The sequence below is a fragment of the Actinomadura sp. NPDC048021 genome (genome assembly GCF_040653135.1).
Classification (GTDB): domain Bacteria; phylum Actinomycetota; class Actinomycetes; order Streptosporangiales; family Streptosporangiaceae; genus Spirillospora; species Spirillospora verrucosospora.
Genome location: NZ_JBEZJQ010000002.1, coordinates 346,574 through 361,078 on the forward strand (window position 1 = coordinate 346,574; position 14,505 = coordinate 361,078).

Genomic DNA, 14,505 nt, shown 5'->3' on the forward strand with positions numbered 1-14,505 from the left:
CTCTTCGGTCGTCGATCAGCTGGTGCGGGCCGTCCGGCGGTCGCCCCCGAAGGAGGCGGAGCCGCCCCGGCGGTTGCCGTGGGAGCCGCCGCCGGTCCGGGGACCGCCGCCGCGGCGCTCGCCGGACGAGTAGGAGCGGTGCTCGCCGCCGCGACCGCCCTCGCCGCCCTGGCGGCGGTTGCCGCCCTCGCGGTCGAAGGTGCGCGGGCCGCGGCCGCGACCGCGCCCGCCCGGCCGTCCCCGGCCGCCCTCGCGGCGCGCGGGCCGCTCGGGGATGATCGGCTCCTCGATCGGGATGCCGGACGGCTGCCGGGCGCCGGTCAGCTTGACCAGCTCGGAGTCGCCGGTGGACACCCGGGTCCGGGGCGCGTTGATGCCGGCGCGGCGCGTCATCGCGGACGTGGAGCGCACCTGGTGCGGCAGGACGAGCGTGACGACCGTGCCGCGCTCGCCGGCGCGGGCGGTGCGCCCGGCGCGGTGCATGTAGTCCTTGTGGTCGGCGGGCGGGTCGACGTGCATCACCAGGGAGACGTCGTCGACGTGGATGCCGCGGGCGGCGACGTCGGTGGCGACCAGCACGCTGATGGTGCCCTCGCGGAACTCGGCGAGGGTGCGGGTGCGCAGGCCCTGGCTCTTGCCGCCGTGCAGCCCCGCCGCGCGGACCCCGGCCTGGGTGAGCTGCTTGGCGAGCCGGTCGACGCCGTGCTTGGTGCGGGCGAACAGGATCGTCCGGCCCTCGCGGTTGGCGATCTCGGCGGTGACGGCGCTCTTCTCCTTGGGCGCCACGAGCAGCAGGTGGTGGTCCATGGTGGCGACGGACTCGTCCACCGGGCCGATCGCGTGCGTGACCGGCTCGTTCAGGTACCGCCGGACCAGGACGTCGACGTCCTTGTCGAGGGTGGCGGAGAACAGCAGCCGCTGCCCGCCGGGCTTGGCGGCGTCCAGGATGTCGGTGACGTCGGGCAGGAAGCCCATGTCGGCCATGTGGTCGGCCTCGTCGAGCACGGCGATCTCGACGTCGGACAGGTCGCAGGCGCCCTGGCGCATCAGGTCCTTGAGCCGGCCGGGGGTGGCCACGAGCACCTCGACGCCGCGGCGCAGCGCGTCGATCTGCTTGAACATCGAGGTCTGGCCGATGACGGTCTTGAAGCGCAGGCCGAGCCCGCGGCCGAGCGGCTCCAGGTTGGTCTGGACCTGCTGGGCGAGCTCGCGGGTCGGGACGAGGATCAGCGCCAGGGGGCGCTTGGGGGCGGCCTTGCGGCCGGCGAGGCGGGCCAGGAGCGGCAGTCCGAACGCCAGGGTCTTGCCGGAGCCGGTCTTGCCGCGGCCGAGGACGTCGCGCCCATCCATCACGTCGGGGATCGCGGCGGCCTGGATGGGGAACGGCGCCTCGATGCCCTGGCGGACCAGGGCGCTCACCAGAACCGGCGGGAGGCCGAGCTCGGCGAAAGTGGGAACCCTCTCCTCGTCCGCGATGGCGGGCATGGTGGGGTTCTGTTCAGCGGCAGCTGTGGTCACGCATTACCTTCCGAGAGGGGGGCACGTCTCGGGAGGCACCGCGCTGGGTTTGGCCTGCAAGGACGAGCCTGGCGCCGTTCGTCGGCGCCGAAGAGTGATTCCTAGAGTCTAACGTCGTCAGGGGACGACCTTATGCCCCGTCTCCGAAGGAACATGCGCCACGGCACGCTCAGCAAGCACACGAAACACCGTTGACGGGGGCGGTGAGCGGGTCGGGTGAACGCCGCGTGACGGCGCCGCCACCGGTCTGCACGGGGTAGCCCTCCCGGGCCCAGTACTCGAACCCGCCGAGCATCTCCCTGACGGGACGGCCGAGCTTCGCGAACTCCAGCGCCGCCTTCTGGGCGCCGTTGCAGCCGGGCCCCCAGCAGTAGAGCACCACGTCCGCGTCCTCGGGGACGAGCGCGGCGGCGCGTTCGGCGATGTCGGCGGTGGGCAGGTGGACGGCGCCCCGGACGTGGCCCTGCGCCCAGCTCTCGGCGCTCCGGGTGTCGACGACCACGAGGCCGGGCGTCCCCTCGGCGAGTCGGGCGGCCACGTCGGACACGTCCGTCTCGAAGGCGAGGCGGGCGGAGAAGTGGCGGAGCGCCTCTGCGGCGGTGGCGGCGGGCGTCTGGTCGGCTGCGTTCATGCTCGGGCTCCCTCGAAGGTGAGAAGTCTCTCGTGGCCGTCTCGATCCTCGGGGGCCGGCGACGCGTCCGGAAGTGGCGTGAATGCCGCGTATCGCTAAGATCTCGCCATGCGCGTCGCCACCCCGTCCCGCCGGCACACCGTGTCGGTGCTGGTGTTCGACGGCATGGCGCCGTTCGAGCTGGGCACGGTCGTCGAGGTCTTCGGGTTGCCCCGCCCCGAACTGGACGTCCCCTGGTACGACCTGCGTGTCTGCTCGCTGGAACGCGGCCCGATGCGCGCGGTGGGCGGTTTCACGATGACGGCCGAGCACGGGCTGGACGTGTTCGCGTCGGCGGACACCGTCCTGGTCGTCGCCGTCCCCGACGTTCACCGCGACCCGCCGCCGGAGGTCGTCGCGGCGCTCCGGGAGGCGCACGCGCGGGGCGCCCGCGTGGCGTCCATCTGCTCGGGCGCGTTCGCGCTGGCCGCCGCCGGGCTCCTGGACGGACGGGCGGCCACCACGCACTGGCGGTACGCCGACCTGCTGCGCCGGCGCCACCCCGGCGTCCGGGTGACGCCCGACGTCCTCTACGTGGACGGCGACGACGTGCTCACCGGGGCGGGCAGCGCGGCGGGCCTCGACATGTGCCTGCACCTCGTCCGCAAGGACCACGGCGCCAGGGTCGCCAACGCGGTGGCGCGACGGCTGGTCGTGCCGCCGCACCGGGACGGCGGGCAGGCGCAGTTCGTGGAGGCGGCGGTGGTCGCGCCGGGGGAGGACGACCCGGTCGCGCGGGCCATGGCGTGGGCGCTCGACCACCTCGCCGAGCCGATCACGGTGGGCCGCATGGCCCAGCAGGCCTGCCTCGCGCCCCGGACGTTCCTGCGGCGCTTCCAGCGGCGGACCGGGACGAGCCCGCTGCGCTGGGTGGTCGGCCAGCGGGTCCTGGCCGCGCTGCCGCTGCTGGAGCAGGGCGGCGCTCCGATCGAGGAGGTCGGCGCGGCGGTCGGCTTCGAGAGCCCGGCGACCTTCCGGCACCACTTCACTCGGGCGATGCGCACCTCGCCGTCCGCCTACCGCCGCACCTTCCGCACCACCGCCGCCCCCTGACCCGGGACGGGGCGGCGGGACGCCGGCGGTCAGCGGCGGGAGGTGCGTCCGGTTACGGTCACGAACCGGGGTTTCCCCCGAGTTTCCTGACCAGCAGAAGTCACGGATGTCAGGGGTGGGTCACGCCGCGCCCGCGACCGGCGCGCGTCCGCGGTGACCGCCAGGGTCGACGAGGTCAGCGCGGCTGTCAGGGCCGCGGGACGGGCACGGGCGCCGGCCGGGCCGAAAGCCCGCAAGATCATTTTGGACGCGACCGAAACGTCCGGCCCCGCGGCGGCAAAGCCGAACTCCGGCACAAAGTTCCAGCTCAATCGTTGATCACCGCCCAAACCCTTTGTTAATCTGCCCCGCAGCCGAGAGGAAGCGGTCTCTTACTGCCGGTAATAGATCACTTTCACTCCGCAACATTTGTTCATCCCACCAACAAATGGAAGCCGTTCTCAGCGACCCTGGCCGACACAATCGGCCACGCACGCCCTCAGCTACACCCGACCCTTGAGTAGTCAGGTGAACGGTACAAGTAAATGACAGTTCAACCGCAGGCAGCCCCTGCCGCCACACGCGCCGGCGGCACCCTCGGAAAGCGGATCCTGGCGTTCGCCGGCCACCCGCTGTTCCGCGGTGACTCCCAGGTCGTCCACGGCCGCAACCCCTACCGCCGCATGCTCGTGCCGGACTCGCTGGCCGAGTCCGACTTCGACGGCCCGCCGGGGCCGGGCGAGTGGGCGGCCCACCGCTCCCTCGCCGCGCACCGGCTGCTCGGGACCTTCTACGAGGCCGAGACGGTGCTGCTCCCCGAGCAGGGGCTCGACGGCCTCTACGAGGATTTCGACCGCTTCTACGGCCCTGACCTCAAGGAACTCCGGGAAGGCTCCGTCTCGGAACTGGAACGTTTCGCGTTCGGCTGCCTGGACGAGGCCGTGGACGTCAGCGGAGCCGCCACGCCCGACGTGCTGGAGGCCTACTTCCAGCACGTCGTGGAGGAGGCCGCGGCCGGGCCGTCGCCCGCGCTCACCGCCATCGCGAACGCCCGCGACCGCAAGAGCGCCGCCGACCTGTACCTGGTGCAGCTCGCCCTGGACGGGCTCACCGAGGCCTCCGCGATGTCGCGCAACCTCGCCGGCGCCTACGGGCCCGAGCAGTCCGCCCTGTTCAAGATTTTCATCGACGAGTTCGGCTACGGGGTCTACGACGCCAAGCACACCACGATCTTCGCCAAAATGCTGCGCAGCCGCGCGATGGCGACCCATGTGCACGCGTACTGGAACTTCTACCTGGCCGGACCGCTGGCGACGAACAACTACTATTACTACCTGTCCCGCGACCATGCGAAATTCTTCCGCTACGCGGGCGCGGTCACTTATGCGGAAGCGGTGTTCGCCCCCGCATTCGTCGAAATGATCAAAGTGTTCCGCGGCATATTCGGCGACACCGTCGATCTGCATTACTGCGACGAGCACGCGCACATCGACGAGCACCACGGGCGCATCACCCGCGACCAGGTGCTGCTGGCCCTGGCCGGCCGGCACGGCCCGCGGGTCGTGCCCGAGCTGCTGCGCGGCATCGCCGAGGCGCGGCTGGTCGGCGGCTGGTTCGAGGACGACACCGCGGCGCAGATCCGCTGGGCGGACGACCTCCCCCGGCACCGGGAGCTCGCCGGTTCGGCGCGGACCGGTTCCGAACCGCCGCTGCGCGTCGCGCTGACGACCGCGAGCCCGTTCGGGACGCGCAGCCATGACGGCGACGTCGTCCTGGAGGTGGAGCGCGGTGAGGCCGACCTCGTCACGACCCCCACCGGGCCGCCCGAGCGGCTCGCGCGCGGCGAGGCCCTGCTGATCCCCGGCGGACGCCTCTACGGGATCCGGCCGGCGACGCCGGAGACCGCCTGCCTGCTCCACGCCATCTCTCCCGCCTGACACTCCCCGTCCCCGACGCTCCCACCGAGACTCCCGTCTCCCGCCCCGCCTGACCGCGCCATGCCCCGTGCCGTCCCCGCCCGTCACCGGCCGCGCCCGAACGACAAAGAGGAGCCGATGGCACGCGTCATCGTGATGGATCTGAGTCGGCACAACACCGTGATGGTCGGCCACGACCGCTACTTCGTCCTGCACGAGGGCGAGCGGTCGCTGCTCGTCCGCGACCACTGCCCGCACCGCGGCGGCCCGCTCAGCCTGGCCCGCCGCACCCCGGACGGGCGGCGGCTCAGCTGCCCCTGGCACGGCACGAAGGTCGGCGTCTCCGCCGTGAAGCGCTCCTGCCTGCCGATGGTGCGCAGCGGGGACGAGGCCGTCGTCGTCCTTCCGGACACCGGCGCACCCGTCTCGGTCATCCACAAGGAGATCCTCGCCAACCTGCCGCCCGACCCGACCCACGACGAAGGGGCCGAGAGCCGATGAACAGCGCACAGCCGCAGGGCGCGGTCACCGAGATCCGCGACGGAATGGAACTCGGCGAGTTCCTCAGGTGGGGGCGCGACCTGCACCACCAGGGCCGCTACGAGGACGCCGCCAGGGCCTTCGAGCTGATCCTCGGCCTGGACGCCGACAACCAGGAGGCCCTGATCGGCCGGAACCGGGCCGTCCGGTGCTCGGTCCCCCGCTGGCACTGGGAGATGCTGCACGACGAGGAGCGCGCCGAGCTGTACGACCGGGCGATCCGGCAGGCGGTCGCGGCCGCCCCGGACGCGCTCGTCCTCGACATCGGCGCCGGGTCGGGCCTGCTGGCGATGATGGCGGCGCGGGCCGGGGCGCGGGAGGTCGTGGCCTGCGAGGGCCAGCCGTCCGTCGCCGAGACGGCGGCGCGGGTGGTCCGGGTGGCCGGGTACGACGACGCGGTCGGCGTCGTGTCGAAGATGTCCACCCGCATGACCGTGCCCGGGGACCTGCCGAGGCGCGCCGGCCTGCTGGTCACCGAGATCGTCGACTGCGGGCTGCTCGGCGAGGGCATCCTCGGCACGATCGCGCACGCCCGCGAGCACCTCCTCGCCCCGGACGCGACGATCATGCCGTCGCGGGGACGGATCTTCGCGCAGCTCGTCGAGAGCGAACCGCTGCACCGCAAGAACCACGTCGGCAAGCTGTACGGGTTCGACCTCGCGCCCTTCAACCGGCTGTCCACGCTGGAGTACTTCGACTCCCGGCTGCACCGGCACGAGCACCGGGCGCTGTCGGAGCCGGTGACGGTGTTCGAGTTCGACTTCTACACGGCGGACGCGCGCCCGCAGCGCACCGAGCTGACGGTCCGGCCGACGGCCGCGGGCACGATGCACGCGATCGCGTTCTGGTTCGAGATGGAGCTGATGCCGGGGATCGTGGTCGACAACGCGCCCGGCCACGACTCGCACTGGAAGCAGGCGATCCAGTGCCTGCCCGTCCCCCTGCACGTCCAGCCGGACCTGCCGGTGTCGCTGGTCGCCGCCCACGACGGCGAGTGCGTCCGCTTCGAGGTGCAGTCCGAGGAGGTGGTCGCGTGACCGCCGTGACGGAGGCGATCGCCGCACCGGCCGCGGACGAGGCCACGGCGGGCATGGTGACGACGGGGACCGCGCCGACGGCCGCCGCGGCGGGCGCCCTCGCCGCCTACTGCTCGCAGCGGATCTTCCAGCCGGGTCCCGAGGTCCTCGTCGAGGGCAACCCGTACCGGCGGCCGATCGGCCCGCCGGGCGCCGCCGACCGGGACTTCTCCGTCCCGGCGACGGAGGCGGAGTTCCTCGGCGGCGGCCAGCTCATCGCCGGCCGCGTGCTGTGCAACGCCTACGAGAGCGACATGATCCTGCTGCCCCCCGCCGGGCTGGCCTCGGCGAAGGACGACTTCGAGCTCTTCTACGGCGACGAGGTGCGGGCGCTGCGCGACGCCGTCCGGCCCGGCCTGGAGCGGTACGCGTTCTCCTTCCTGGACGACGCCGTCACCGTCCCGCCGGTGCGGACGCTGGAGGAGCTCCAGGCGTACTTCCTCGCCGAGGTCGGCGGGGCCGGGGCGCCCGCCGACGCGTCCGGGAGCAACCCGGCGGTGGACGCGGCGGCCGAGCCGACCGGCACCATGCGGCTGATCACCGAGTGCCGGCGGCCGGAGGAGGCCGCGGCGCTGCACCTGATCCAGCTCGCCCTGGACGCGCTGACCGAGGCGTCGGCGATGGCGCGCAACCTCGGCGGCTCCTACGGCGTCGAGCAGTCCGAGCTCTTCAAGATCTTCAATGACGAGTTCGGGTACGGGGTCTACGGCGCCAAGCACAGCACGATCTTCAAGGAGATGCTGGCCAGCGTCGGGCTGCGCACCGACGTGCACGCGTACTGGAACTTCTACCTGACCAGCTCCCTGGTCGGGGTGAACTACTTCAACTGGCTCACCGAGGACCACCGCGGCATGTTCCGCTACATGGCCGCGGTGACGTACCTGGAGTGGCTGTTCGCGCAGGGGTTCGCCGACACCGGCGCCATGCTCCGCGCCGTCTACGGCGACCGCGTGGACGCCAAGTACTGCGACGAGCACGCGCACATCGACGTCCACCACGGGCGGATGACCTACGAGAACCTGCTGCTCGGCCTGGCCCGCGCGCACGGCGAGCTGGTCATCCCCGAGCTGGTGCGCGGCATCGAGGACACCAAGCTGCTGCTGCGCCTCGGCGACGCCGACTTCCGCGCGCAGATCGCCTGGGCCGACGCCCTCGACCGGCACACCGAGGCGGGCGCCGCGCTGGCGTCCTCCGCGAGGGACGACGCGCAGGCGAGCACGCTCCGCCCCGACAGCCCGTTCTGCACCGGCGTGTACGACTCCGACCGGCTCGTGGAGATCACGAGCGGCGAGGCGGACGTGTACGCGTGGGCGACCGACCGCCCGCACCGGCTCGGCACGGGCGACGTGCTGCTGGTGCCGCGCGGCCGCCTGCACGGCCTGAAGGCCGCCTCGCCCGAGGCCCGGGTGACCGTTCGAACCGTGGAGAGGACGTCGCGATGACCGACAGCGCACCCCCGGCCGGGCAGCCCGCCCCGGTCGGCTCGTACAACGAGTGGGACCCGCTGGAAGAGGTGATCGTCGGCGTGATCGACGGCGCCGCCGTCCCGCCGTGGCATCCGGCGATCGAGGCGACCGTTCCGCCCGAGGCGTGGGACTTCTACCGCCGCAACGGCGGCGGGGGCTTCCCGCGGGAGCAGGTCGAGGCGGCCCGCGAGGAGCTCGACGGCTTCGTGTCGATCCTGGAGGGCGAGGGCGTCACGGTCCGGCGCCCCGACCCGGTCGACCAGTCCCGCCCGTTCGGGACCGCCGACTGGACGTCCACCGGCGGCTCGTCGCACACCTTCCCCCGCGACATCGCGCTGGTCGCGGGCGACCAGATCGTCGAGGCGACGATGGGCTGGCGGTCGTACTACTTCGCCACCCACCCGTTCCGGACGATCTTCAAGGACTACTTCCGGCGCGGCGCCCGCTGGGTCGCGGCGCCGAAGCCACAGCTCACCGACGCGTCCTTCAACCCCGGCTACGCCGCCGCGAAACCGGAGACCATGTCCCCGGCCGACCCGTTCCCGGACGCGACGTCCGTCATCACCGAGTTCGAGCCGATCGTGGACGCCGGCGACTTCATGCGGTTCGGCCGCGACATCCTCGTGCAGCGCAGCCACGTCACCAACCGGTTCGGCATCGAGTGGGTGCGGCGGCTGCTCGGCGGCGAGTTCCGGGTGCACGAGGTCGCGTTCGCCGACGACCACCCGATGCACATGAACGCCACGTTCGTCCCGCTGCGTCCCGGCCGGGTGCTGATCAACCCCGAGCGGGTGCCGGAGCTGCCGGAGATGTTCGCCGGCTGGGACGTGCTGGTCTGCCCCGAGCCCGCCATCCCCGCCGACCAGACCATGTACTTCTGCAGCCGGTGGATCGCGATGAACACCCTGATGCTCGACCAGGAGCGCATCTTCGTCGAGGCGCAGGAGACGGAGCTGCTGCGGCTGCTGGAGAAGGAGGGGTTCACCCCCATCCCCGTCCCCTTCCGCACGGTCAACACCTTCGGCGGCGGCTTCCACTGCGCCACCCTCGACGTCCGCCGCCGCGGCGGGCCCGAGGACTACTTCTCCTGACAACCTGCGATCGAGGTCCGCATGTCCTATGACCCGCCCGCGGGCGGCGAGCGTCCGCTCCTTCTCCTGGTCGCGAGCAGCTACTGGGTCTACCGCAAGTACATCCTGGAGTCGGTGTCGCAGCGGTACCGGCTCTGGCTGCTGAACCCGGCCCCGGCGAGCTGGGAGGAGCCCTACATCGCCGGGCACACCGTCGTCGACTGCCTCGACCTGGAGAAGCTGACGGCCGCGGCGCGCGACGTGGCCCGCGACCACGAGGTCGCCGGGGTGTTCTGCTACGACGAGGTCTACATCGAGACGTCCGCGCACCTCAGCGCGGCCCTCGGCCTCCCCGTCCTCGACCCGGGCGCGGTGGCCCGGTGCCGGGACAAGTCCGCGACGCGGGAGGCGCTGCGGGCCGCCGGGTTCCCGCAGCCCGCCTCCCGCGCCGTGGCGTCGCTGGAGGAGGCGCGCGCGTTCGCCGCCGAGACCGGCTACCCGCTCATCGTCAAGCCGCGCAACCTCGGCGGCAGCCTCGGCCTCAGCAAGGTCGAGAGGCCCGAGGACCTGGACGCCGCGTTCGCGCTCACCGACGGGACGCGGCTGGGCGGCATCCGCCAGTTCGAGGACTACGTCATCGTGGAGGAGTTCCTCGACGGCCCGGAGATCTCCGTCGAGTGCGTCCTGTTCCAGGGGGAGTGCACGCCGCTGATCGTGGCGCGCAAGGTGCTCGGCGGCAGCGGCACGCTGGCGTTCGAGGAGATCGGGCACGACGTCGACGCCGGCGACCCGCTGCTGTTCGACACCGAATTCCACGCCATGCTCACCCGGGTCCACGCCGCGGTCGGGTTCACCGACGGGTACACGCACATCGAGTTCAAGCTGACCCCGGACGGCGCCAAGCACGTCATCGAGATCAACGTCCGGCTCGGCGGGGGGATGATCCCCTACCTCGGGCTGCTGACGTCCGGTGTCGACGGGCCGCTGGCGGCGGCCGACGTGGTGGCGGGCCGCCCGCCGGCCGTGGCGTTCCCGAAGCCGCGCAGGGCGGCGTCCATCCGGTTCGCCTATCCCCCGCACGACATGGAGATCACGTCGGCGACCGTGGACAAGGAGCTGATGCGCCCGCCGGTCGCCGAGGTGGAGCTCGCCGTGCAGCCGGGCTGGCAGGTGCGGCTGCCGCCGAACGGGCTGGCCCGCTGCGGCTACGTGATCGCGGTCGCGGAGACGCTGGAGCGGACCCGCGCCGCCATCCCGGACGCCGGGCGGTACTTCACGTTCGAGGGCACCCCGCTGGAGCAGGCGCCATGACGTCCCCGGAGCACCCGACGATCCTCGCGACGCTGCGCGGGATGAGCGGGACGGTCCGCATCCTGGTCCTCGGGAACCTGATCAGCAATCTGGCGGCGTTCCTCAACGCGTTCCTCGTGCTGTTCCTGACCAGCGAGGGCTTCACCGCGTGGGAGAGCGGCGTCGTGCTGACCGCGCTCATGATCGGCCGGATCTCCGGGTCGGCGCTCGGCGGCGCCGCCGCGGACCGCGTCGGGTACCGGTGGGTCATCGTCGGCTCGATGGCGGGCACGGCGGTGCTCACCGCGGCGCTCGTGCACGTGCCGAACATGTGGATCGGCGCTCTCGTCGCCGGGGGAGCGGGGCTGACCGCGACGGCGTACCGCCCGGCGGCGATGGCCTGGGTGGTCGAGCTGACGCCGAAGGACCGGCATGTGATGGTCTTCTCGGTGCTGCGGCTGACGTTCAACGTCGGTTCGACGGTCGGCCCGATGGGCGCCGCGCTGCTGCTGACCTACGCGTCCTACGGCGCGCTGTTCTACGTGGACGCGGCGACGTCGCTGGCGTTCGGCGTGGTCGCCTACCTGGCGCTGCGGTCGGACGCCGAGCCGGAGGTCGCCGGCGGCGGGTCCGGCAAGGACCGCACCGGCTACGGGCAGGTGCTGGCCGACCGGCGGTTCATGCTCGTCGTGCTCGGCCTCTTCCTCACCGCCATGACCTACATCCAGTCGTCGGCCGCCCTGCCGCTGTTCGTGACGGGCTCGGGCCATGACGAGCGGGTGTTCGCGATGCTCCTGACCGTCAACGGGGGCATCGTCATCGCCTTCGAGGTGCTGCTGTCCAAGTGGCTCCAGCGGCTGCCGATCGGGGTGCCGATGACGCTCGGCATGGCGATGCTGGGCGCCGGCCACCTCGTCTACACCGGCCCCACGCCCGTGGCGCTGCTCCTCCTCGCGACGGTGGTGTGGACGTTCGGGGAGATCATCGCGGCGCCGTCCATGATGGCCTACCCCGGCCTCGTCGCGCCGCCCGCGCTGCGCGCCCGCTACATCGCGGCGGCGACGATCCCGCAGCAGGTCGGCTACGCCGTCGGCCCCATGATCGGGGTCGCGGCGTGGCACGCCTGGGGCTCGGGCGTCTGGCTGCTGACCGGGGCGTTCGGGCTCGCGGGCGCCGCGGCCGTGGCCGCGGGCGCCGGGCTGGCGCGGCGGCGCCCGGCCGAGGAGGCCGAACCGGCCCTGGAGCCGGCCGCCGCCGAGGCCGGCGAGTGAGGCGGGACGGCACGGCACGGACGACCACGGCGGCGGCGCCCGCGAGGACGACCCCCGCGCAACGAGTGGAACGAACGAAACAGAAGGTGACCACCATGGACAAGCCAGTCGTCGCAATCGTGCGGCCCTTCACCTCCGCGGCGATGGTCGCTCCCGCGCTCCGGGAGGCGGGGTTCAGCCCGGTGGCCGTGATGGACTACACGGGACCCGCGCTCGCCCCGCTGCACTCCTCGCACGACCCCGGCAACTACGACGCGGTCATCAACCACCACGGCGACATGGCGGAGACGATCGCCCGGCTCGGCGCGCTGAAGCCGATCGCCGTCATCCCCGGCGTCGAGGCGGCGCTGCGGCTCGCGCAGGAGTGCTCGGACGCCCTCGCGCCGGAGTTCTCCAACGTCCCGGAGCTGGTCGACGCCCGCCGGCACAAGTACCTCATGCACCAGGCCCTGGCCGAGGCGGGGCTGCCCGTCCCCCGGCAGATCTCCACGAACGATCCCGACGAGGTCGCCGCCTGGATCGAGCGCGAGGGCCTCGCCGGCAAGGACCTCGTCGTCAAGCCGCCGACGAGCGCCGGCACCGTGGGAGTCAGCCGCGCTCCAGGCGGGCAGGGGTGGCGCGAGCAGTTCACGGCCATGCTCGGCACCCGCGACAAGCTCGACGTGCTGGCCGAGGAGGTCCTCGTCCAGGAGATGATGACCGGCACCGAGTACGCCATCGACACCGTCAGCCACGACGGCCGACACTCCATCACCGACATCATCCGGTACCGGCGGGTCCCGTTCGGCGAGGGCATCGCGGTGTACGACTTCGTCGAGTGGCTCCCCTACGACACCGGCGCCTACGGCGAGCTCATCGACTACGGGCTCGCCGCGCTGGACGCGGTGGGGCTGCGCAACTGGGCGGCGCACACCGAGATCATGATGACCCCGGACGGGCCGCGCCTGCTGGAGGTCAACGCGCGGCTGGCCGGAGCGGGCAACCCCGCGGTGACCGAGATCGCCACCGGGGAGAGCCAGGTCACGAGGATCGTGGACGTGTGCCGCGGCCTCGGCCCGCAGATGCCGCCCGGCTACACCCTGCGCCGCAACGTCATGGCCGTGTTCCTCATGTCGCACTCCACCGGGATCGTGCGCAACGCCGAGATCTACGACCGGGCGCGCGACCTGCCCAGCTACCACTCGCCGGTGCACCTGGTGAGCACCGGCGACCGTGTCGACGCCAGCACGGACCTGTTCGCCAGCATGACGATGGGCTACATCATCCTCGCCCACGAGGACGCCGAGCAGATCTACGCCGACCGCGAGGTCATCCGCAAGATCGAGAAGGACCTGGTCGTGGACGTGGAGGAGACCGCCTGATGGTCACCGCGAAGTACGTCGCGGCCGCCGCCGAGGGGCCCCTGCGCGACGTCATGTCGGAGGTCGAGTTCCCGCCCGTGTTCGACCGGGCGTGGGGCGGATACCTGGGGACGCGGCCGCTGCTGTCGTCCGAGGCGCGCACGCGCGAGGCCGCGGACGACCTGTCCGGGCTGTTCCGGCTGATGACGTCCCTGCCGGACCGGCTGTTCGGCGGCGACCGCCGCGCGTTCTGCGCCGCGATCGGCGCGGACGCGCGCCGCACCGAACTCATGACCCGGTTCGACGCGGAGCCGTTCCTGTGGGGGCGGGCCGACCTGTACGACGACGGCTCGCGGTTCCGGCTGCTGGAGTTCAACATCGGCAGCGAACTCGGCGGCGTCGACATGAGCGAGGTCAACCGCACCCTGCTCGGCCACAAGGAGTTCGCCGCGTTCGCGGACGAGCACGGCCTGTCGAGCGTCGACACTCCGGCGGCCATAGCGCGGCATTTCGTCCAGGCCACGCAGAAGGAGGCACCCGTCGTCGCCACCCTCGAGGCCATCGACGGGATGGCGGCGTACGAGCCGCTGCACCGCTCCTTCCAGGAGTCGATGAAGCGGTGCGGCATCGAGCTGCTCATCGGCGAAGTGGACCAGGTGCGGGAGAGGGACGGACGGCTGTACCTGCACGACCGTCCGCTCGACCTCGTCCTGCGGTACTTCTCCGCCCACCAGGTGGCGCGGGACCCGCGCAACGACGAGCCCGTCGAGACCGTCATGCGCGCCTGCGAGGAGGGCAAGGTCGTCCTGTGGACTCCCCTGACGGCGTCCATGTTCTCCTACAAGAGCTGCCTGCCGCTCGTCTCCGATCCCGCCATGCGCGCGGACCTGTCCCCGGACGAGAACGCCCTGATCGACCGGATCCTGCCGTGGACGCGCACCCTCACCCCCGACCTCGCCGACCGGGTCCGCGCCGAGCGGGAGGAGCTGATCCTCAAGCCGGTCGCGGGCCTGTCGGGACGGGGCGTCCGCGCGGGCTGGGACCAGACCGACCGCGAGTGGGCCGAGACGGTCGCCGGCTGCCTGAAGGAGGACTACATCGTCCAGCGCCGCGTGGTCCCCGTGAGCGAACCGATGCTCAACCCGGAGACCGGCGCGGTCGAGGACTGGATCGCCGTGTGGGGCCTCTTCGTCTTCCCGGACGGCTACGGCGGCGCGTTCTGCCGGACCGTCCCGTCCGGCGGCGCGTCCGTGGTCAACCTCGGCACCAAGGGCGCGAGGATGACCTCCGCGTTCCACTACTGACCTCGGGGGCGG

Annotated in this window: 12 protein-coding genes; 10 read left to right on the plus strand and 2 right to left on the minus strand. The window is 72.4% G+C overall.

Features of this window, described 5'->3' with window-relative positions; all coding sequences use genetic code 11:
- Positions 1–15 precede the first annotated feature (15 nt).
- Together AB0C87_RS04910 and AB0C87_RS04915 are read right to left on the minus strand one after the other, a co-directional pair.
- Positions 16–1,485, minus strand: coding sequence for a DEAD/DEAH box helicase (locus tag AB0C87_RS04910; RefSeq protein WP_360576596.1), 1,470 nt, complete (start codon positions 1,483–1,485; stop codon positions 16–18).
- Positions 1,486–1,687: 202 nt separating this feature from the next.
- Complete coding sequence (locus tag AB0C87_RS04915) at positions 1,688–2,149, minus strand: rhodanese-like domain-containing protein (protein WP_345182873.1); 462 nt, start codon at positions 2,147–2,149, stop codon at positions 1,688–1,690.
- A 108-nt stretch (positions 2,150–2,257) separates the two neighbouring features.
- Between AB0C87_RS04915 and AB0C87_RS04920 the strand changes: the two genes are divergently transcribed.
- The 10 genes from AB0C87_RS04920 to AB0C87_RS04965 all read left to right on the plus strand — a co-directional run bounded on the left by AB0C87_RS04920 (position 2,258) and on the right by AB0C87_RS04965 (position 14,493).
- Positions 2,258–3,241 (plus strand): helix-turn-helix domain-containing protein, encoded by a 984-nt coding sequence (locus AB0C87_RS04920; RefSeq protein ID WP_353832165.1) that lies wholly within the window; start codon positions 2,258–2,260, stop codon positions 3,239–3,241.
- Between the two features lie 524 nt (positions 3,242–3,765).
- Positions 3,766–5,157 carry an iron-containing redox enzyme family protein gene (locus tag AB0C87_RS04925; protein WP_345182871.1) on the plus strand — a complete coding sequence of 464 codons (1,392 nt, stop codon included), beginning with the start codon at positions 3,766–3,768 and terminating at the stop codon, positions 5,155–5,157.
- A gap of 117 nt (positions 5,158–5,274) precedes the next feature.
- Positions 5,275–5,637, plus strand: a complete 363-nt coding sequence (locus tag AB0C87_RS04930) for a Rieske 2Fe-2S domain-containing protein (RefSeq protein WP_089310854.1) — start codon at positions 5,275–5,277, stop codon at positions 5,635–5,637.
- Positions 5,634–6,713 (plus strand): 50S ribosomal protein L11 methyltransferase, encoded by a 1,080-nt coding sequence (locus AB0C87_RS04935; protein ID WP_345182870.1) that lies wholly within the window; start codon positions 5,634–5,636, stop codon positions 6,711–6,713. Before AB0C87_RS04930 ends, AB0C87_RS04935 begins: the two co-directional genes overlap by 4 nt.
- A complete protein-coding gene (locus AB0C87_RS04940; RefSeq protein ID WP_345182869.1) occupies positions 6,710–8,194 on the plus strand; it encodes an iron-containing redox enzyme family protein in 1,485 nt (494 codons plus the stop codon). The genes AB0C87_RS04935 and AB0C87_RS04940 overlap by 4 nt, the downstream gene beginning before the upstream one ends.
- The gene (locus AB0C87_RS04945; RefSeq protein ID WP_360576597.1) at positions 8,191–9,309 is read left to right on the plus strand and encodes a hypothetical protein; all 1,119 of its coding nucleotides are present in this window, start codon (positions 8,191–8,193) and stop codon (positions 9,307–9,309) included. The genes AB0C87_RS04940 and AB0C87_RS04945 overlap by 4 nt, the downstream gene beginning before the upstream one ends.
- Positions 9,310–9,330: 21 nt before the next feature.
- Positions 9,331–10,599 (plus strand): ATP-grasp domain-containing protein, encoded by a 1,269-nt coding sequence (locus AB0C87_RS04950; RefSeq protein ID WP_353832167.1) that lies wholly within the window; start codon positions 9,331–9,333, stop codon positions 10,597–10,599.
- The gene (locus tag AB0C87_RS04955) at positions 10,596–11,849 is read left to right on the plus strand and encodes an MFS transporter (RefSeq protein ID WP_345182865.1); all 1,254 of its coding nucleotides are present in this window, start codon (positions 10,596–10,598) and stop codon (positions 11,847–11,849) included. The genes AB0C87_RS04950 and AB0C87_RS04955 overlap by 4 nt, the downstream gene beginning before the upstream one ends.
- Before the next feature lie 95 nt (positions 11,850–11,944).
- Entirely contained in the window at positions 11,945–13,210 is a 1,266-nt protein-coding gene (locus AB0C87_RS04960) for an ATP-grasp domain-containing protein (RefSeq protein WP_345182864.1), read from the plus strand.
- The gene (locus AB0C87_RS04965) at positions 13,210–14,493 is read left to right on the plus strand and encodes a hypothetical protein (protein ID WP_345182863.1); all 1,284 of its coding nucleotides are present in this window, start codon (positions 13,210–13,212) and stop codon (positions 14,491–14,493) included. The genes AB0C87_RS04960 and AB0C87_RS04965 overlap by 1 nt, the downstream gene beginning before the upstream one ends.
- Positions 14,494–14,505: the final 12 nt, after the last annotated feature.